This is a genomic window from Enterobacter cloacae complex sp. P13B (assembly GCF_014895915.1).
GTDB classification, from domain to species: Bacteria; Pseudomonadota; Gammaproteobacteria; order Enterobacterales; family Enterobacteriaceae; genus Enterobacter; species Enterobacter bugandensis.
Genome location: NZ_JADBQN010000014.1, coordinates 41,547 through 59,426, shown reverse-complemented (window position 1 = coordinate 59,426; position 17,880 = coordinate 41,547). Strand labels below are relative to the sequence as shown.

At 56.7% G+C, this 17,880-nt stretch carries 18 protein-coding genes; 10 read left to right on the top strand and 8 right to left on the bottom strand.

Going from position 1 to position 17,880, the window contains the following annotated elements; translation table 11 throughout:
• Nucleotides 1-35 precede the first annotated feature (35 nt).
• From IM273_RS07950 to IM273_RS07940, 3 genes are all read right to left on the bottom strand, one after another.
• A complete protein-coding gene (locus IM273_RS07950; protein ID WP_193051585.1) occupies nt 36-644 on the bottom strand; it encodes a glutathione S-transferase in 609 nt (202 codons plus the stop codon).
• Nucleotides 645-734: 90 nt separating this feature from the next.
• Complete coding sequence (locus tag IM273_RS07945; RefSeq protein ID WP_028015049.1) at nt 735-1,871, bottom strand: HlyD family secretion protein; 1,137 nt, start codon at nt 1,869-1,871, stop codon at nt 735-737.
• A gap of 2 nt (nt 1,872-1,873) precedes the next feature.
• Nucleotides 1,874-2,230, bottom strand: a complete 357-nt coding sequence (locus IM273_RS07940; RefSeq protein WP_028015048.1) for a DUF3302 domain-containing protein — start codon at nt 2,228-2,230, stop codon at nt 1,874-1,876.
• A gap of 634 nt (nt 2,231-2,864) precedes the next feature.
• On the opposite strand from IM273_RS07940, the gene IM273_RS07935 reads away from it, so the two are divergent.
• The 9 genes from IM273_RS07935 to trmL all read left to right on the top strand — a co-directional run bounded on the left by IM273_RS07935 (nt 2,865) and on the right by trmL (nt 12,951).
• On the top strand, nt 2,865-4,772 hold the full coding sequence (locus IM273_RS07935) for a PTS mannitol transporter subunit IICBA (RefSeq protein WP_028015047.1): 1,908 nt from the start codon (nt 2,865-2,867) through the stop codon (nt 4,770-4,772).
• A gap of 102 nt (nt 4,773-4,874) precedes the next feature.
• The gene (gene mtlD / locus IM273_RS07930) at nt 4,875-6,023 is read left to right on the top strand and encodes a mannitol-1-phosphate 5-dehydrogenase (RefSeq protein WP_045630257.1); all 1,149 of its coding nucleotides are present in this window, start codon (nt 4,875-4,877) and stop codon (nt 6,021-6,023) included.
• Nucleotides 6,020-6,610 carry a mannitol operon repressor MtlR gene (gene mtlR / locus IM273_RS07925; RefSeq protein WP_028015045.1) on the top strand — a complete coding sequence of 197 codons (591 nt, stop codon included), beginning with the start codon at nt 6,020-6,022 and terminating at the stop codon, nt 6,608-6,610. Before mtlD ends, mtlR begins: the two co-directional genes overlap by 4 nt.
• 57 nt (nt 6,611-6,667) lie before the next feature.
• On the top strand, nt 6,668-7,030 hold the full coding sequence (locus IM273_RS07920) for a YibL family ribosome-associated protein (protein ID WP_008502724.1): 363 nt from the start codon (nt 6,668-6,670) through the stop codon (nt 7,028-7,030).
• Nucleotides 7,031-7,301: 271 nt separating this feature from the next.
• Complete coding sequence (lldP, locus tag IM273_RS07915) at nt 7,302-8,957, top strand: L-lactate permease (protein ID WP_193051584.1); 1,656 nt, start codon at nt 7,302-7,304, stop codon at nt 8,955-8,957.
• On the top strand, nt 8,954-9,727 hold the full coding sequence (gene lldR / locus IM273_RS07910) for a transcriptional regulator LldR (RefSeq protein WP_028015042.1): 774 nt from the start codon (nt 8,954-8,956) through the stop codon (nt 9,725-9,727). The genes lldP and lldR overlap by 4 nt, the downstream gene beginning before the upstream one ends.
• A complete protein-coding gene (lldD, locus tag IM273_RS07905) occupies nt 9,724-10,911 on the top strand; it encodes an FMN-dependent L-lactate dehydrogenase LldD (RefSeq protein WP_193051583.1) in 1,188 nt (395 codons plus the stop codon). The genes lldR and lldD overlap by 4 nt, the downstream gene beginning before the upstream one ends.
• A 180-nt stretch (nt 10,912-11,091) precedes the next feature.
• Complete coding sequence (locus IM273_RS07900) at nt 11,092-12,432, top strand: aromatic acid/H+ symport family MFS transporter (RefSeq protein WP_193051582.1); 1,341 nt, start codon at nt 11,092-11,094, stop codon at nt 12,430-12,432.
• 45 nt (nt 12,433-12,477) lie between these two features.
• Nucleotides 12,478-12,951, top strand: coding sequence for a tRNA (uridine(34)/cytosine(34)/5-carboxymethylaminomethyluridine(34)-2'-O)-methyltransferase TrmL (trmL, locus tag IM273_RS07895; protein ID WP_193051581.1), 474 nt, complete (start codon nt 12,478-12,480; stop codon nt 12,949-12,951).
• On the opposite strand, the gene cysE is transcribed toward trmL, so the two are convergent.
• The 5 genes from cysE to IM273_RS07870 form a co-directional block, all read right to left on the bottom strand.
• Nucleotides 12,948-13,769, bottom strand: coding sequence for a serine O-acetyltransferase (gene cysE, locus IM273_RS07890; protein WP_008502718.1), 822 nt, complete (start codon nt 13,767-13,769; stop codon nt 12,948-12,950). The genes trmL and cysE overlap by 4 nt on opposite strands.
• 75 nt (nt 13,770-13,844) lie before the next feature.
• Nucleotides 13,845-14,864, bottom strand: a complete 1,020-nt coding sequence (gene gpsA, locus IM273_RS07885) for an NAD(P)H-dependent glycerol-3-phosphate dehydrogenase (RefSeq protein WP_028015038.1) — start codon at nt 14,862-14,864, stop codon at nt 13,845-13,847.
• A complete protein-coding gene (secB, locus tag IM273_RS07880) occupies nt 14,864-15,331 on the bottom strand; it encodes a protein-export chaperone SecB (RefSeq protein WP_003860835.1) in 468 nt (155 codons plus the stop codon). Before secB ends, gpsA begins: the two co-directional genes overlap by 1 nt.
• A 32-nt stretch (nt 15,332-15,363) precedes the next feature.
• Nucleotides 15,364-15,615 (bottom strand): glutaredoxin 3, encoded by a 252-nt coding sequence (gene grxC, locus IM273_RS07875; RefSeq protein ID WP_028015037.1) that lies wholly within the window; start codon nt 15,613-15,615, stop codon nt 15,364-15,366.
• Between the two features lie 11 nt (nt 15,616-15,626).
• The gene (locus tag IM273_RS07870; RefSeq protein ID WP_014882007.1) at nt 15,627-16,058 is read right to left on the bottom strand and encodes a rhodanese-like domain-containing protein; all 432 of its coding nucleotides are present in this window, start codon (nt 16,056-16,058) and stop codon (nt 15,627-15,629) included.
• A gap of 246 nt (nt 16,059-16,304) precedes the next feature.
• On the opposite strand from IM273_RS07870, the gene gpmM reads away from it, so the two are divergent.
• Nucleotides 16,305-17,849, top strand: coding sequence for a 2,3-bisphosphoglycerate-independent phosphoglycerate mutase (gene gpmM, locus IM273_RS07865; RefSeq protein ID WP_028015036.1), 1,545 nt, complete (start codon nt 16,305-16,307; stop codon nt 17,847-17,849).
• The last annotated feature ends 31 nt before the right edge of the window (nt 17,850-17,880 follow it).

Below are 17,880 nucleotides of genomic sequence, written 5' to 3'. Positions count from 1 at the left end.
GTACCGCCTCCGACGCCGAAGTGTTATAACCCGCGTCAAGCCTTTGGCGGTTCGGTGCGGGCAAAGCTCTCGCGGCTAAAGAGCGTTTCTGCGAGTTTCACCAGCAGCGGACGGTCAACGCACCAGCCAGGGGACACCCGGCGGAAGTTGAGATAGCCGATGGCGCAGGCGATGGCGATGGTTGCCAGGTCCAGGCTGTCGGTGTGGATCTTGCCCTCCCGTATAAGCTTTTCGCACATATCCAGACTGCGGCTGATTTTTTCCCGCTGGCGCAGCAGCTCGTTTTCTGACTGCTGGGCGGCGGGCCTTGCCTGCTCGCGAACGGAGGTGAGTGCTGCATCCATAATGCCGTCGGCCAGGGCTTCAATTTGCTTCACCGCCAGCGCCGCTTTAGGGTCAGACGGCAGCATTGACGGGGCAATGCCCAGCTGTTCGATATACTCCGCAATAATGGGGGAATCGAACCAGTATTCGCCCTCGTCCGTCACCAGCGCCGGAACTTTCCCCAGCGGGTTATACTGCGCGACGCCGTTTTCGGCGTTGTAGGGCTGTTCATTAACGAATTCAAATTCAATCCCTTTCTCCAGCAGGAGAATCGAGATTTTTCGCACGAAGGGACTGGTGTAGCTACCGATGAGTTTCATTGCCTGATCCTTGATGCCGGGAAAAAGTCAGTATGGATCAAGCGATGAAAAAAGGGCAGATATGCGTGTCGCATTCCCGCCCCGGAAGGATTAGTGATCGAGATAGAGGTAGTGCATCCAGCTGGTCATACGCAGCAGCACTTTACGCATCACCGAGACGTGGGCGAAATGATCCGAATAGACCGCCACCTGGGCATAAATACCGTCCGGCAAAGCATCGACGTCGGCGTTAGGCTCCAGTTCAATCAGCGCCTGTACGCCATCCGTACCCGGCGCAACGGTCAGTGCCTGCAAGGCACCCTGCGCCTGATACGACCCGCCCGGCACTACCGGCAGAACGCTGGTGAGCTTACCGGTGAACACCTGGCCCGGCAGCGCGTTAAATACCACTTCCGCTTCATCACCCGGCTTCAGACGCAGCAGCGAGTTCTGACGGAACTGGGCCACAATCTGGCGCTTCTGTTCAGGAATGAAGACCATCACCGGGCGCAGCGGCAGCGCGGCGGCATAGGTTCCCGGACGAATCAGCACCTGAGTGATGTAGCCATTGCTCGGCGCGCGCACCACGGTCTGATCGAGGTTGTATTTCGCTTCAGCAAGCTGGGCGCGTAACGAGGCAATCTGCGACTGCTCGCCGTTCACCATGCTGTCCAGCTGGCTTTGAATCTGCGTCTGTTCAGCAACGGAGCCTTTCACCATGGCATCCTGCGCCAGATAGTTCTGCCGCGCGTTATCAATATCGCTTTCAGAGAACGGATTCACCTTCGCCTGGCTGCCTTTGAGGTAGCGCTGATAATCTTTATATAGTCGATCGCGCTCAGCGGAGACGCGTGTCGTATTGGCAACCGCTTCCGAAAGCTGCGCTTTCAGAGTGTCGATATTGTGCGTCGCGGTCACCAGGTCCGCCTTCAGTCTGTCGACGCGCGCCTGATAGCGGCCCGGATCCAGTTTAAATAACACTTCGCCTTTTTTAATGAGCTGGTTATTTTTATCGGTCACTTCAGTAACCACCCCCGTGACCTGCGGCGTAATCGGAATGGAAATTACCGCTTTTTGCGCCGTAAAGGTATACGGATGGTTATAGTTCATTAGCAGAATGAGTCCGGCAACAATAAACACCCCGCCTAACGTCGCGGTAGCAAGCGTCCACTGATTTACCGGAATACGGAATATTTTAAAGATTGCCCAGGCAAATGCCACATAGGTCAGAATAATCAACAGATCCATGATTAGCGCTCCAGCGTGTTTTTATCATCAGAGGGCTGAACCGCTGCCAGCTTGTGTTCTAACTCGGCCACGCGTTTGGCCAGCGCATCCATCCCCGGAACCTCATCAGGCTTAGTAATGTGGTTCTGCATGCCCCAGCCGCGATCTTCGCGGTACAGCGTGGCCCAAATCCACAGGAACGGCCAGATGGCATGGAGCGTAAACAGGCTGATCCAGCCTGCCGTATGAATAGCATCGGCATGGGGATGATTACGCTTTTTAGCCATATTATAGGGGATGTCATGGATGGCGATGATTCCGTAAAAAAGAACCAGAAATACAAAAATCAACACGCCCAGCGCGAAATAGTTGAGAAACATAGTCTCCTCACTTAAACAACGTCAACTCATTACATTAATAAAACAGCACGCAGCGTAATTAATTTATTTTTAAATTTAAAAGGCACACTGATTATTTCAGAGCCGGGGAGTATCGGTTTTTATAATATCTCCACGCAAGTTTATAAGCGTGTCAAAATATATCCTGAATAATAATATACTCAACCTTACATTATGAGCGTAATTCAGGTTTCAACTTTCCGCCATACTACATATGTAAACTGTTTTATTAGCTTTCCGTGTTACTCGAGGCCGTCCTGACGCCGATCGCAGTCGGAGAAATCCGCATAAAAATATTTTGTGAAACCAGTCACAATCCGGAAACAAACACGCAAAAACAAAATGTGACATCAATCACATAAAGAGGTGGTTTTTGCTCTATTTTTCGCCATCGTATTTTTTTTACTCGCCTATTCTGTGACTCAGATCACTTCATTCAACGCCACACCCCCTACATTTACGTGACACACATCACACAAAATTCCGCTATCTGGACAGTTGAACGATTCAGTGCCAGATTTCACAGCATCAGAACAGGGTCCGGCTACCTCTGCCGCCTCATTAACAATAAACCTCGGGCCGCAAGCCTAAGCGTAAACAGAAGAAGGGGTGTTTTATGTCATCCGATTTCAAGATCAAAGTTCAAAGCTTTGGTCGTTTCCTCAGCAACATGGTGATGCCAAATATCGGCGCGTTTATCGCGTGGGGTATTATCACCGCATTGTTCATTCCGACAGGGTGGTTGCCTAACGAAACGCTGGCGAAACTTGTTGGCCCAATGATTACCTATCTCCTGCCGCTGCTCATCGGTTATACCGGTGGTCGTCTGGTGGGCGGTGACCGTGGTGGCGTCGTGGGTGCCATCACAACCATGGGCGTGATCGTCGGTGCGGATATGCCGATGTTCCTCGGTGCGATGATTGCCGGTCCTCTGGGCGGCTGGGCGATTAAGAAATTCGACGTCTGGGTTGATGGCAAGATCAAGTCCGGCTTCGAAATGCTGGTGAACAACTTCTCTGCGGGCATCATCGGGATGATCCTCGCGATTCTGGCGTTCCTCGGTATTGGTCCGGCTGTTGAAGTGCTGTCCAAACTGCTGGCGGCGGGCGTTAACTTCATGGTGGCGCACGACATGCTGCCGCTGGCGTCTATCTTCGTTGAACCGGCGAAAATCCTGTTCCTGAACAACGCCATTAACCACGGTATCTTCTCGCCGCTGGGTATTCAACAGTCTCACGATCTCGGCAAGTCCATCTTCTTCCTGATTGAAGCGAACCCGGGTCCGGGTATGGGCGTTCTGCTGGCGTACATGTTCTTTGGTCGCGGCAGCGCGAAGCAGTCTGCTGGCGGCGCGGCTATCATCCACTTCCTGGGCGGTATCCACGAAATTTACTTCCCGTACGTGCTGATGAACCCACGTCTGATCCTGGCCGTTATCCTCGGCGGTATGACTGGTGTGTTCACCCTGAGCGTGCTGGGCGGCGGTCTGGTCTCCCCTGCTTCTCCAGGCTCTATCCTGGCGGTGCTGGCGATGACGCCGAAAGGCGCATACTTCGCGAACATCGCGGCGATCTGTGCGGCGATGGCGGTCTCCTTCGTGGTCTCTTCTATCCTGCTGAAAACCAGCAAGGTGAAAGAAGACGACGATATCGAAGCGGCAACCCGTCGTATGCACGACATGAAAGCCGAATCCAAAGGTGCGACCCCGCTGGCGGCTGGCGATGTTTCTAACGACCTGAGCCACGTGCGTAAAATCATCGTTGCCTGCGACGCCGGTATGGGTTCCAGCGCAATGGGTGCAGGCGTGCTGCGTAAGAAAGTGCAGGATGCGGGTTTGACCAATATCTCTGTGACCAACAGCGCGATTAACAACCTGCCGCCGGACGTTGACCTGGTTATCACGCACCGCGATCTGACCGAGCGCGCTATGCGTCAGGTACCGCAGGCACAGCACATCTCGCTGACCAACTTCCTGGACAGCGGCCTGTACACCAGCCTGACCGAACGTCTGGTTGCCGCGCAGCGCCACGAAGACAACGAAGTGAAGGTGCGCACCAGCCTGCAGGACAGCTTTGACGAGAGCAATGCTCACCTGTTTAAGCTGGGCGCGGAGAACATCTTCCTCGGCCGTACCGCGAGCACCAAAGAAGAGGCGATTCGCTTTGCCGGTGAACAGCTGGTGAAGGGCGGCTACGTTCAGCCAGAATACGTTGACGCGATGCTGGAACGTGAAAAACTGACGCCAACCTACCTGGGTGAATCCATCGCGGTTCCGCACGGTACGGTTGAAGCGAAAGACCGCGTGCTGAAAACTGGCGTGGTGTTCTGTCAGTATCCTGACGGCGTGCGCTTCGGTGAAGAAGAGGACGACATCGCCCGTCTGGTGATTGGTATCGCCGCTCGCAACAACGAGCATATTCAGGTGATTACCAGCCTGACCAACGCGCTGGATGATGAGTCCGTCATCGAGCGCCTGGCACAAACTGAAAGCGTTGAAGAAGTTCTGGCCCTGCTCAACAAATAGCAGCGCCTCTTCCCTCTCCCCTTCGGGGAGAGGGCTAGGGTGAGGGGGAAACGTTCCTCACCCCAGCCCTCTCGGGTAAAAACATTGATGAAGGTTAACACTATGAAAGCATTACATTTTGGCGCAGGTAATATCGGTCGTGGCTTTATCGGTAAACTGCTGGCAGACGCGGGCATTACCCTGACATTCGCCGATGTGAATCAGGTGGTTCTGGATGCCCTGAATGCCCGTCATAGCTATCAGGTTCATGTGGTGGGTGAAAACGAACAGGTTGAAACCGTCTCTGGCGTCAACGCGGTCAGCAGCATCGGCGACGACGTGATTGACCTGATCGCCAGCGTTGATCTGGTGACCACCGCCGTGGGTCCGGTGGTGCTTGAACGTATTGCTCCTGCGGTCGCGAAAGGCCTGAAGAAGCGTAAAGCACAGGGCATTGAAACACCGCTGAACATCATCGCCTGTGAAAACATGGTGCGCGGCACCACGCAGCTGAAAGGCCACGTTATGGCGGCCGTGGCTGAGGAAGATAAAGCCTGGGTTGAAGCGCACGTCGGGTTTGTGGATTCCGCTGTAGACCGCATCGTTCCGCCGTCCGAATCCGCCACCAACGATCCGCTGGAAGTCACTGTTGAAACCTTCAGCGAGTGGATCGTCGATAAAACTCAGTTCAAGGGCGCGCTGCCGACCATTCCGGGAATGGAACTCACTGATAACCTGATGGCATTTGTCGAACGCAAACTCTTCACGCTGAACACCGGGCATGCTATAACCGCGTACCTCGGAAAGTTGGCCGGTCATCAGACCATTCGCGACGCGATCCTCGATGAGCAGATTCGCGCGGTGGTGAAAGGGGCAATGGAAGAGAGCGGCGCGGTGCTGATCAAACGCTACGGTTTTGATGCTGATAAACACGCAGCATACATCCAGAAAATCCTCGGTCGTTTTGAAAACCCGTATCTGAAAGATGACGTTGAGCGCGTGGGCCGTCAGCCGCTGCGTAAGCTGAGCGCGGGCGACCGCCTGATTAAGCCGCTGCTGGGCACGCTGGAATACGGTCTGCCGCACGCCAACCTGGTGAAAGGAATTGCTGCCGCGATGCACTACCGCAGCGAGCAGGACCCGCAGGCGATTGAGCTGGCTCAGTTGATTGATGACAAAGGCGCGCAGGCTGCGCTGGCGCAGATTTCCGGTCTGGACGCCAGCAGCGACGTGGTTGCGGAGGCGGTTAACGCATACAACGCAACCAAATGATGCAGAATCCGGCGCAGGTGAGCCTGCGCCCGAATAACAGATTGTCAGATATGCAGGCAATAATGGAACAAACCCAGGCCTTTGAAAATCGTGTGCTTGAGCGTCTGAATGCTGGCAAAACCGTACGAAGTTTCCTGATTGCCGCCGTCGAGCTGTTAACCGAGGCGGTGAATATCCTGGTGCTTCAGGTGTTTCGCAAAGACGACTACGCGGTAAAGTACGCTGTAGAACCGTTACTGGACGGAGACGGACCGCTGGGCGATCTGTCGGTGCGTCTGAAGCTGATTTATGGTCTTGGCGTGCTCAACCGCCAGGAGTATGAAGACGCTGAACTGTTAATGGCGCTGCGCGAAGAGCTCAATCATGACGGTAATGAGTACACTTTTACCGATGATGAGATCCTGGGGCCGTTCGGCGAGCTGCACTGCGTCACCGCCCTGCCTCCTGCTCCCCATTTTGATAACAGCGACCCTGAACTGTACGCGATGCAAAAGCTGCGCTATCAACAGGTTGTCCGTTCCACGATGGTCCTCTCCCTGACTGAGCTGATTTCTAAAATCAGCTTAAAAAAAGCGTTTCAGAAGTAAGCCCGTTCACATTGGTGTATCCTTCCCTGTAATTCCCCCGATTTAGAGTCAATTGTCATGAAAGAAGTCGAAAAGAACGAAATTAAACGCCTGAGCGACCGTCTGGATCTGATCCGTCACCAGATGGCTGGCCTGTCTCTGGTTGATTCCGCCGAGAAATATGCCGAGCTGGAAAAAGAGACCGCGAAGCTGGAAGCGGAAATCGAGCGTCTGCGCGAAGTGAAAGGCCAGAAGCTGAGCAAAGAAGCGCAGAAGCTGATGAACATGCCGCACCGCCGCGCGATCACCAAAAAAGAGCAGGCTGACATGGGCAAGCTGAAGAAAAGCGTCCGTGGTCTGGTGGTGGTGCACCCGATGACCGAGCTTGGCCGCGAAATGGGCCTGAAAGAGATGACGGGTTTTTGTAAGACCGCATTCTGATTTCATGCCGGGTGGCGCTGCGCTTACCCGGCCTACTCTTTTCCCCTTCGCGCGAATTGGTCCAACCAATAGCGCAATCAATCCTCCCCCGGTTCACAATTCCATCATTTCCGCTCACAAAACCATTGCCACTCCATAACATCTGGTTAACCATTCATTGTCATTAACCCTACAACACAATATTGGCAGGACCACCTTTACACAGTTTGTGACGCAGAGTTGAGCGGAGACTCACCCACAGCACAGGCTGTCTGGTCCCCAGGAGACCTGCATGAGCCTCTGGCAACAAAACTACGACCCGGCCGGCAATATCTGGCTGTCGAGCCTGATCGCATCGCTACCGATCCTGTTCTTCTTCTTTGCGCTGATTAAGCTCAAGCTGAAGGGCTACCTCGCCGCGACGTATACCGTTGCCATCGCCCTGCTGGTGGCGCTGTTCTTCTACAAGATGCCGGTCGACCGCGCGCTGGCCTCCGTCGTCTACGGTTTCTTCTACGGCCTGTGGCCGATTGCGTGGATCATCATCGCCGCGGTCTTTGTCTATAAAATCTCGGTAAAGACCGGGCAGTTCGACATCATTCGTTCGTCGATTCTCTCCATCACGCCTGACCAGCGCCTGCAGATGCTGATTGTCGGCTTCTCCTTCGGGGCGTTCCTTGAAGGCGCGGCAGGATTCGGCGCACCGGTGGCGATCACCGCCGCGCTGCTGGTCGGGTTGGGCTTTAACCCGCTTTACGCCGCTGGCCTGTGCCTGATTGTGAACACCGCACCGGTGGCGTTTGGCGCGATGGGGATTCCGATTCTGGTCGCGGGCCAGGTGACCGGGCTGGACAGCTTTGAGATCGGCCAGATGGTTGGCCGCCAGCTGCCGTTCCTGACCATTATCGTGCTGTTCTGGATCATGGCGATTATGGACGGCTGGCGCGGCGTGAAGGAGACCTGGCCTGCTGTGATGGTAGCGGGCGGTTCGTTCGCGATTGCCCAGTATCTCAGCTCAAACTTCCTCGGCCCGGAACTGCCGGACATTATCTCTTCCCTGGTGTCGCTGGTCTGTCTGACGCTGTTCCTGAAACGCTGGCAGCCGGTGCGTATCTTCCGCTTTGCGGACATGGGCGCGTCGCATGTGGATCAGACCCTCGCCCGCACGGGCTATACCGCAGGACAGATCGTCCGCGCATGGTCGCCGTTCCTGTTCCTGACTGCTACCGTGACGCTGTGGAGCATACCGCCGTTTAAAGCGCTGTTCGCTCCCGGCGGCGTGCTGTACGACATGGTGATTAACGTCTCCGTGCCGTTCCTCGACAAGATGGTTGCCCGTATGCCGCCGGTCGTGCACGACGCCACCCCGTATGCGGCAGTGTTTAAATTTGACTGGTTCTCCGCCACCGGTACGGCCATCCTGTTTGCGGCACTCCTTTCCGTGGTGTGGCTGCGCATGAAGCCTGCCGCCGCGGTACAGACTTTTGCGGCAACGATTAAAGAGCTGATGCTGCCGATCTACTCCATCGGCATGGTGCTGGCGTTCGCGTTTATCTCGAACTACTCCGGCCTGTCGTCGACGCTGGCATTAGCGCTGGCCCACACCGGACACGCGTTCACCTTCTTCTCGCCGTTCCTCGGCTGGCTGGGGGTGTTCCTGACGGGTTCAGATACCTCGTCTAACGCCCTGTTTGCTGCCCTGCAGGCGACGGCTGCGCAGCAGATTGGCGTGTCGGACGTGCTGCTGGTCGCCGCGAACACCACCGGCGGCGTGACCGGCAAAATGATCTCCCCGCAGTCCATCGCCATTGCCTGTGCGGCGGTGGGACTGGTGGGCAAAGAGTCGGACCTGTTCCGCTTTACCGTGAAACACAGCCTGATATTCACCTGCATGGTGGGCGTGATCACCACCCTGCAGGCCTATGTCTTAACCTGGATGATCCCATGATAGTGATGCCCAGACGCCTATCCGACGAGATTGCCTCTCGCGTGCGGGCGCTGATTGAAGAACAACAGCTGGAAGCGGGCATGAAATTGCCCGCCGAGCGCCAGCTTGCCGCCCAGCTTGGCGTATCGCGTAACTCATTGCGCGAGGCGCTGGCGACGCTGGTCAGCGAAGGCGTACTGGTGAGCCGTCGCGGCGGCGGCACCTTTGTGCGCTGGCAGCATGACGACTGGTCCGAGCAAAACATCGTTCAGCCGCTGAAGACGCTGCTGGAAAACGACCCGGACTACAGCTTCGACATTCTAGAAGCGCGTCACGCCATCGAAACCAGTACCGCATGGCACGCAGCGATGCGGGCAACCGAAGCCGACAAAGAGAAGCTCAAAGCCTGCTTCGAAGCCACGCTAAGCAGCGACCCGGACATCGCCTCCCAGGCGGACGTGCGTTTCCATCTGGCAATCGCCGAGGCGTCGCACAACGTGGTGCTGCTCCAGACCATGCGCGGGTTCTTCGACCTGCTGCAATCCTCCGTGAAGCAGAGCCGCCAGCGCATGTATCTGGTCCCGCCGGTCTTTGCCCAGCTGACCGAACAGCACGAGGCGGTGCTCAACGCCATTCTGGCCGGCGATGCCGAAGCCGCGCGCAAAGCGATGATGGCGCATCTCGGCTTCGTGCACACCACCATTAAACGATTTGATGAAGACCAGGCCCGACAGGCGCGTATTACCCGTCTGCCTGGCGACAGTGATATTTCCAGGGAGAACAAAGCATGATTATTTCAGCAGCCAGTGACTACCGCGCCGCGGCGCAGCGCATTTTGCCGCCGTTCCTGTTCCACTACATCGACGGTGGGGCGTATGCCGAATACACCCTGCGCCGCAACGTGGAGGATCTGTCAGAAGTGGCCCTGCGCCAGCGCGTGCTGAAGAATATGTCTGACCTGAGCCTTGAGACGAAGCTGTTCAACGAAACGCTCTCCATGCCGGTAGCGCTCGCGCCTGTCGGCTTATGCGGCATGTACGCCCGTCGCGGTGAAGTGCAGGCCGCCGCCGCGGCAGATGCCAAAGGCATTCCGTTTACCCTGTCTACCGTCTCGGTCTGTCCGATTGAAGAGGTCGCCCCGACCCTCAAGCGCCCGATGTGGTTCCAGCTGTACGTCCTGCGCGATCGCGGCTTTATGCGTAACGCCCTGGAGCGTGCCAAAGCGGCAGGCTGCTCAACGCTGGTCTTTACCGTTGATATGCCCACGCCCGGCGCGCGCTACCGTGATGCCCACTCCGGCATGAGCGGCCCGAATGCCGCCCTGCGCCGCTACTGGCAGGCGGTAACGCATCCACAGTGGGCGTGGGATGTGGGTCTGAACGGCCGACCGCACGATCTGGGGAATATCTCGGCCTATCTCGGCAAACCGACCGGGCTGGAGGATTACATCGGCTGGCTGGCGAACAACTTCGATCCGTCGATCTCGTGGAAAGACCTGGATTGGATCCGCGAGTTCTGGGATGGACCGATGGTGATCAAAGGGATCCTCGATCCGGAAGATGCCCGCGATGCGGTACGCTTTGGTGCAGACGGGATTGTGGTCTCTAACCACGGCGGACGCCAGCTCGACGGCGTGCTCTCTTCCGCCCGCGCCCTGCCGGCCATTGCCGATGCGGTGAAAGGCGATATTGCCATTCTGGCCGACAGCGGCATCCGCAACGGGCTGGACGTGGTGCGCATGATTGCGCTGGGTGCCGACAGCGTGCTGCTGGGCCGCGCGTACCTGTACGCGCTGGCCACCAGCGGCCAGGCGGGCGTGGCAAATCTGCTGAACCTGATCGAGAAAGAGATGAAGGTGGCGATGACCCTGACCGGCGCGAAGTCGATCAGTGAAATCAGCAAGGATTCGCTGGTGCAGGAGTTGAGCAAACTACCGGCGGCGCTGGCTCCGCTGTCACGTGGCGACGCGGCCTGATCCTCTCCCGTTCCCCCACCTTTCCCATGCGTCCGATTTCCCCCTCGGGCGCTTTTTTTGTCGAAAATAACACCTGCGTAACATTCTGGATAAGAAAATTTGACACATCCCTCCCGTTCGCAATTGTATAGACAAGCAAATACAAGAACACAAAAACAACATCACATCGGAGGGGAGCGTATGACCTATTCAGGTAAGGTGGATATTCAGCAGGTGATCGACGAGAGTCCTTTTTCAGGGTTTCACTGGCTTCTTATCGTGCTGGGCTTTCTGGTTCTGGCGATCGATGGTTTTGATACGGCAGCGATGGGCTACATCGCGCCTACGCTGTCGGCGGAGTGGGGAATACATAAACAGGATTTGGGGCCGGTGCTGAGTGCGGCGCTGCTGGGGCTGTCGCTGGGAGCCCTTATTGCAGGTCCGGTATCGGACCGGATGGGACGCAAGCGCGTGCTGGTCTTTTCGTGCCTGTTCTTCGGCCTGGCGAGCCTGGGGACGGCCTGGGCGCAAAGCCTGAATACCCTGACGCTCTGGCGCTTTCTGACGGGTCTCGGGCTCGGCGCCGCCATGCCAAACGCCATCACGCTGATCTCAGAGTTCGCCCCCCAGCGCTGCCGCGCAATGGCGATTAATACCATGTACTGCGGCTTCCCTCTGGGCGCTGCGGGCGGCGGCGCGATCTCTTCCTGGCTTATTCCCCACCACGGTTGGCGAAGCGTGCTGTTGACCGGCGCGATTGCGCCGCTGATTTTAACCGTGCTGCTGGCGCTGCTGCTGCCGGAATCGGTGAAGTTTCTGGTGCAGCGTGGGAAAGACGTCGCGCAGGTTCGCCGCATCGCCAGCCGGTTCAGCCGCAGCACGCTGGAGAGCGTTACGGGCTTTTTCCTGGCGGAAGAGAAAGCCGCGTCTAAAAAAGGAAGCGTGGGGCAGCTGTTTTCCATGCCCTGGCTACCCGGCACCCTGATGCTGTGGGTGACTTATTTTATGGGGCTGGTGATTTACTACGTCCTGCTTAGCTGGATGCCGATGCTGATGCAGGGGATGGGTTATGCCCTGGCGGAATCCGCCTGGCTCACCTCGCTGTTTACCTTCGGCGGCACCGCAGGCATTCTGCTCGCGGGCTGGATGATGGACCGCTGGGAAGCGCACAAGGTGGTCGCAGGTGGTTTTGGGCTGACGATGGGCCTGATTCTTTTGCTTGGCCTTGAGCATAACCATATCGCCCTGTTTGGCGGGCTGATTTTCCTGATGGGGATCGCGATGAACGGCGCGCAGTCGGGCATGCAAACCCTCGCGGCCACCTTTTACCCTACCGAGTGCCGCGCGACGGGCATCGCCTGGATGCAGGGGATCGGCCGCTTTGGCGGCGTGGCGGGCACCATGACCAGCGCCCAGCTTCTTTCCATGCAGTGGCGGGCAGACAGTATTTTAATGATCCTCAGCGTACCCGCCCTGCTGGCCGCGGCGGCAACCGTCTACAAAATGCTGTACAGCCGCTCGCAGGAACCCGGCGTCGCGTAGTTCCTCTCTTTTCTGCTATTCTGCCCCCGTAATTAAGGGGGCAGCATGCTTAACATCGTTTTATTCGAACCAGAAATTCCGCCGAACACCGGCAATATCATCCGCCTGTGCGCCAACACCGGTTTTCGTCTGCACATCATCGAGCCGATGGGCTTTACGTGGGACGACAAACGCCTGCGCCGCGCGGGGCTGGATTACCATGAATTTACCGCCGTGGTTCGCCATCACGATTACGCCGCGTTTCTGGAAGCAGAGAAGCCGCAGCGCATGTTCGCCCTGACCACCAAAGGCACGCCAGCGCACAGCGCCGCGAGCTATCAGGAGGGTGACTATCTGATGTTTGGCCCGGAAACCCGCGGCCTGCCGGCCACGATCCTGGATGCCCTGCCCGCTGAGCAGAAAATCCGTATTCCGATGATGCCGGACAGCCGCAGCATGAACCTGTCGAACGCGGTGTCGGTGGTGGTGTATGAAGCCTGGCGCCAGCTGGGTTACCCGGGCGCCATTCTCAGAAGTTAAATGCCGTCACCATACTCGAAGGTATGGTGAATGCCGTTGAAGTGCTGATCCATATCCATCGACGGCTTATCGCTGTCTGGCTTACCAACGATGCGCGCCGGTACGCCAGCGGCGGTGGTGTGCGGCGGCACGGGCTGGAGCACAACCGACCCCGCGCCGATCTTCGCGCCGCGCCCGACTTCGATATTGCCGAGGATTTTAGCCCCCGCGCCAATCATCACCCCTTCACGAATTTTCGGGTGGCGATCGCCGCTGGTTTTCCCGGTACCGCCCAGGGTAACCGACTGCAGGATCGAGACGTCGTCTTCAATCACCGCCGTTTCCCCGACAACGATCCCGGTGGCGTGGTCGAGCATGATCCCGCGGCCAATCTTTGCCGCCGGGTGAATATCAACCTGAAACGTCACGGAAACCTGGTTTTGCAGGAAGATCGCCAGCGCGCGGCGGCCTTCATTCCACAGCCAGTGGCCAATGCGGTACGCCTGCAGCGCGTGGAAGCCTTTCAGGTAGAGAAGTGGCGTAGAATATTTATCCACCGCCGGGTCACGCGTGCGCACGGCCTGGATATCACAGGCGGCAGAGGCGATCATTTCCGGGTCGGCGGCGTAGGCCTCTTCCACTACCTCACGAATGGCGATAGCAGGCATGATGGAAGAAGCCAGCTTGTTGGCGAGCATATAGCTCAGCGCGCTGCCGAGATTTTCGTGCTTGAGTAGCGTCGCGTGATAGAAACTGGCCAGCATAGGCTCACAGTCGGCCAGCGCCCGGGCTTCGGCTTTAATGTTATTCCAGACGATATCCAGTTCTTCACACGGCATTGCTTACTCCAGACGATAGTTAATGACCAGCCAGTTCTGCGCTGGCTGGGTCATTCAGGTGACGATACTTCCCGGCTAATTGCTGCTGCGCTCGTCCTTGCGCGCACGACCTAATAAGGTCAATGCTGCCTCGCGCGCATTTTTTCCGCAATACAATACCTGATAAATTTCCTCGGTTATTGGCATTTCGACACCAAACCGGTGCGCCAATTCGCGGACTTCTTTGGTATTGCGGTAGCCTTCCACCACCTGTCCAATCTTCTCCTGCGCGCTTTTTACATCGCTGCCCTGTCCGAGCATCATGCCAAAGCGGCGGTTACGAGACTGGTTATCGGTACAGGTCAGCACCAGATCCCCCAGACCCGCCATCCCCATAAAGGTGGCCGGATCGGCACCCAGCGCTTCGCCCAGACGGGACATCTCGGTTAAGCCGCGGGTAATCAACGCCGTACGCGCGTTGGCGCCAAAGCCAATACCGTCAGACATCCCGGCCCCGATGGCAATCACGTTCTTCACCGCGCCACCCAGCTGCACGCCGATAAAATCGGGGTTGCTGTAAACGCGGAAGCTCTTACCGCAGTGCAGCAGTTGCTGGAGATCGTCGGAGAAGGCCTGATCGGTGGATGCCAGCGAGATCGCCGTCGGCAGGCCCGCAGCCAGCTCTTTGGCAAAGGTCGGCCCGGAGATGACCGCCAGCGGGATCTCTTCCCCCAGCGCTTCGCGGGCAACGTCCTGCAGCAGACGTCCGGTTTCCGCTTCCAGCCCTTTGGTCGCCCAGACGATACGCGCATCCGGGCGCATCAGCGGCTTGATCTGATTCAGCACGTCGCCAAAGACATGGCTTGGCACCACAATCAAAATGTTGCGGCTGGCCGCCAGCGCGGTTGCAAGATCGCTTTCCAGGTGCAGGGTGTCAGGGAACGGAACGTCCGGGAGAAACGCCACATTGCAACGGTCGCGCTGCAGCGTGGCGATATGTTTTGGATCGTGGCCCCACAGGACCACGTCGTGACCATTTCTTGCCAGCGTGATGGCAAGAGCGGTGCCGTATGAGCCGGCACCGATCACAGTCATTGACGCATTAACAGTGCTCATCAGGCATCCTGATGTTGTTCGGCACCTTCGCCAGCCTGCTGCTGCAGATAGTTCATGAACAGCGCATCAAAGTTCACTGGCGCAAGGTTCAGTTGCGGGAATGTACCGCGAGAAACCAGGCTGGTGATGCATTCACGGGCATACGGGAACAGGATGTTCGGGCAGTATGCACCCAGGCAATGCGCCATCTGGTTGCCTTCGATGCCGCCGATGGAGAAGATACCGCCCTGCTGTACTTCGCACAGGAATGCAGTTTCTTCGCCCAGAGAGGCGGTCACGGTCACACGCAGTACGACTTCATACACGTCATCCGCCAGCTGGGTGGATGCGGTATCCAGATCAAGTTTAACCTCTGGCTGCCAGTCTTTCTGGAAAACGTGCGGCGCATTTGGCGCTTCGAAAGAGACATCCTTGGTGTAGATACGCTGGATCTGGAAAGTCATTTCGGTGTTGTTTTGTTCTGACATGGAAATACCCTTTTTAATTGTCCTAAAGTCTCTTAGCTCAGCAGCGGATCGAGTCCACCACGGGCGTCGAGCGCATACAAGTCATCACAGCCGCCAATGTGCTGCGCATCAATAAAAATCTGCGGAACCGTCGTACGACCACTACGTTGGATCATCTCTTCGCGTTTGATCGCGTCACCGTCAATCGGCAGTTCCTGGAACGTGACGCCTTTGCTGCTCAGCAGCGCTTTCGCACGGTGGCAGAACGGGCACGTCGCTTTGGTGTAGATCTCAATATTGGCCATGACTGAACTCCTTATTTACCGCGAACCAAAGGAAGATTTTCCCCGCTCCAGCCGGAAATCCCTTCTTTCAGTACCGTTACGTTTTCGAAGCCCGCTTTGTAAAGCGCGCTGGCAGATTCCTGCGCCTGCATACCGGTCGCATCCACAACGATAATGGGCTGGGCTTTGTGTTTCTCAAGCTCACCAACGTTGTTGGCTTTGATTTCAGCTGGCAACAGGTTGATTGCGCCGGCAATGTGACCTTTACGGAAATCGTCACGCTGACGCAGATCGACAACGACGGCATCTTCTTTGTTAATCAGACGCGTCGCTTCACCACGGGTGATAACCTTAATCTTAGACGTCAGGCTCTTAAATGTGGTGAACAGCACAGCAGCCAGCAGGCCAATCCACGCGATGCTCAGTACCGGATGGCGGCTAACGAATTGCATAATTTCTTGCATGGAGGGTAACTACTCCCGACTAAGTGATAAAAAAACCAGGACAGGAGTATACCTGTGCGTTCTGGCAAATACAGCCAGCGACCATAACCTAATCCATTTTCTGCGGCATGCCACCTAAAAAAATGCCTCAAAATGGTCCGGTCAGCATCTTGCCCCCGCGTTTTCTTTGATCTTCTGCGGCTATTTGATCGATTCAGCTGTAGTAAAATTACGCAAATTTTGACTCTTGAGCATGAGGTTGTTGCAATGTCGGTTTCTAAAAAACCTATGGTACTGGTGATTCTGGATGGCTATGGCTACCGTGAAGATAGCCAGGATAACGCTATTTTCAACGCAAAAACCCCGGTCATGGATGCACTGTGGGCAAAACGTCCGCATACCCTGATTGACGCATCCGGTCTGGAAGTGGGCCTGCCGGATCGCCAGATGGGCAACTCCGAAGTTGGCCACGTTAACCTCGGCGCGGGTCGTATCGTGTATCAGGATCTGACCCGTCTGGACGTCGAAATCAAAGAACGCACCTTCTTCGCTAACCCGGTTCTCTGCGGTGCGGTAGATAAAGCCGTTGCGGCAGGTAAAGCGGTGCACATCATGGGTCTGCTCTCCGCAGGCGGCGTGCACAGCCACGAAGATCACATCATGGCGATGGTTGAACTGGCCGCTGAACGCGGTGCGGAAAAAATCTACCTGCACGCCTTCCTGGACGGTCGCGACACGCCACCGCGCAGCGCAGAAGGGTCCCTGAAAGCTTTCGAAGACAAATTCGCTGCGCTGGGCAAAGGCCGCGTGGCCTCCATCATTGGCCGTTACTACGCTATGGACCGCGACAACCGCTGGGATCGCGTTGAACAGGCCTATGACCTGATGACCCTGGCAAAAGGGGAATTCCAGTTCCCGACTGCGGTTGAAGCACTTGAAGCCGCTTACGCGCGTGATGAAAACGATGAATTCGTAAAAGCGTCCGTGATTCGCGCGGAAGGCCAGGCCGATGCCGCAATGGAAGATGGCGACGCGCTGATCTTCATGAACTTCCGCGCTGACCGCGCGCGCGAAATCACCCGTGCGTTCGTCAACAGCGACTTCGACGGTTTTGCCCGTAAGAAAGTGGTTAACATCGACTTCATCCAGCTGACCGAATACGCGGCAGATATCAAAGCGCCGTGCGCGTACCCACCAGCCTCGCTGGCTAACACCTTCGGTGAGTGGATGGCGAAGAACGACAAAACGCAGCTGCGTATTTCCGAAACGGAAAAATACGCGCACGTGACCTTCTTCTTTAACGGCGGCGTTGAAGAGCCGTTCAAAGGCGAAGAGCGCATTCTGATCAACTCGCCGAAAGTCGCGACTTACGATCTGCAGCCAGAGATGAGCTCTGCGGAATTGACTGAAAAACTGGTCGCGGCCATCGAAAGCGGCAAGTACGACACCATCATTTGTAACTACCCGAACGGCGACATGGTCGGCCATACCGGCGTAATGGAAGCGGCAGTGAAGGCGGTTGAAGCGCTGGACCACTGCGTTGAGCAGGTTGCGAAAGCGGTTGAGTCCGTTGGCGGCCAGCTGCTGATCACCGCTGACCACGGTAACGCCGAGCAGATGCGTGACCCGGCAACCGGTCAGGCGCACACCGCCCATACCAACCTGCCTGTTCCACTGATTTATGTAGGTGATAAATCACTGAAAGCAGTAGAAGGCGGCAAGCTTTCCGACATCGCGCCAACCATGTTGTCGCTGATGGGTATGCCGATCCCTGAAGAGATGACTGGTAAGCCGCTGTTCATCGTGGAATAATCGCTCCCCATGAGGGGAAAGGCGATTTTTT

What these genes read in the sequence shown, in the direction of transcription:
- lldR (WP_028015042.1), top strand. Translation starts at nt 8,954, where the DNA reads ATGATAGTGATGCCCAGACGCCTATCCGACGAGATTGCCTCTCGCGTG.
- cysE (WP_008502718.1), bottom strand. Translation starts at nt 13,769, where the DNA reads ATGCCGTGTGAAGAACTGGATATCGTCTGGAATAACATTAAAGCCGAA.
- IM273_RS07900 (WP_193051582.1), top strand. Translation starts at nt 11,092, where the DNA reads ATGACCTATTCAGGTAAGGTGGATATTCAGCAGGTGATCGACGAGAGT.
- gpmM (WP_028015036.1), top strand. Translation starts at nt 16,305, where the DNA reads ATGTCGGTTTCTAAAAAACCTATGGTACTGGTGATTCTGGATGGCTAT.
- IM273_RS07945 (WP_028015049.1), bottom strand. Translation starts at nt 1,871, where the DNA reads ATGGATCTGTTGATTATTCTGACCTATGTGGCATTTGCCTGGGCAATC.
- grxC (WP_028015037.1), bottom strand. Translation starts at nt 15,615, where the DNA reads ATGGCCAATATTGAGATCTACACCAAAGCGACGTGCCCGTTCTGCCAC.
- IM273_RS07935 (WP_028015047.1), top strand. Translation starts at nt 2,865, where the DNA reads ATGTCATCCGATTTCAAGATCAAAGTTCAAAGCTTTGGTCGTTTCCTC.
- mtlD (WP_045630257.1), top strand. Translation starts at nt 4,875, where the DNA reads ATGAAAGCATTACATTTTGGCGCAGGTAATATCGGTCGTGGCTTTATC.
- lldP (WP_193051584.1), top strand. Translation starts at nt 7,302, where the DNA reads ATGAGCCTCTGGCAACAAAACTACGACCCGGCCGGCAATATCTGGCTG.
- trmL (WP_193051581.1), top strand. Translation starts at nt 12,478, where the DNA reads ATGCTTAACATCGTTTTATTCGAACCAGAAATTCCGCCGAACACCGGC.
- secB (WP_003860835.1), bottom strand. Translation starts at nt 15,331, where the DNA reads ATGTCAGAACAAAACAACACCGAAATGACTTTCCAGATCCAGCGTATC.
- IM273_RS07870 (WP_014882007.1), bottom strand. Translation starts at nt 16,058, where the DNA reads ATGCAAGAAATTATGCAATTCGTTAGCCGCCATCCGGTACTGAGCATC.
- gpsA (WP_028015038.1), bottom strand. Translation starts at nt 14,864, where the DNA reads ATGAGCACTGTTAATGCGTCAATGACTGTGATCGGTGCCGGCTCATAC.
- IM273_RS07940 (WP_028015048.1), bottom strand. Translation starts at nt 2,230, where the DNA reads ATGTTTCTCAACTATTTCGCGCTGGGCGTGTTGATTTTTGTATTTCTG.
- lldD (WP_193051583.1), top strand. Translation starts at nt 9,724, where the DNA reads ATGATTATTTCAGCAGCCAGTGACTACCGCGCCGCGGCGCAGCGCATT.
- mtlR (WP_028015045.1), top strand. Translation starts at nt 6,020, where the DNA reads ATGATGCAGAATCCGGCGCAGGTGAGCCTGCGCCCGAATAACAGATTG.
- IM273_RS07920 (WP_008502724.1), top strand. Translation starts at nt 6,668, where the DNA reads ATGAAAGAAGTCGAAAAGAACGAAATTAAACGCCTGAGCGACCGTCTG.
- IM273_RS07950 (WP_193051585.1), bottom strand. Translation starts at nt 644, where the DNA reads ATGAAACTCATCGGTAGCTACACCAGTCCCTTCGTGCGAAAAATCTCG.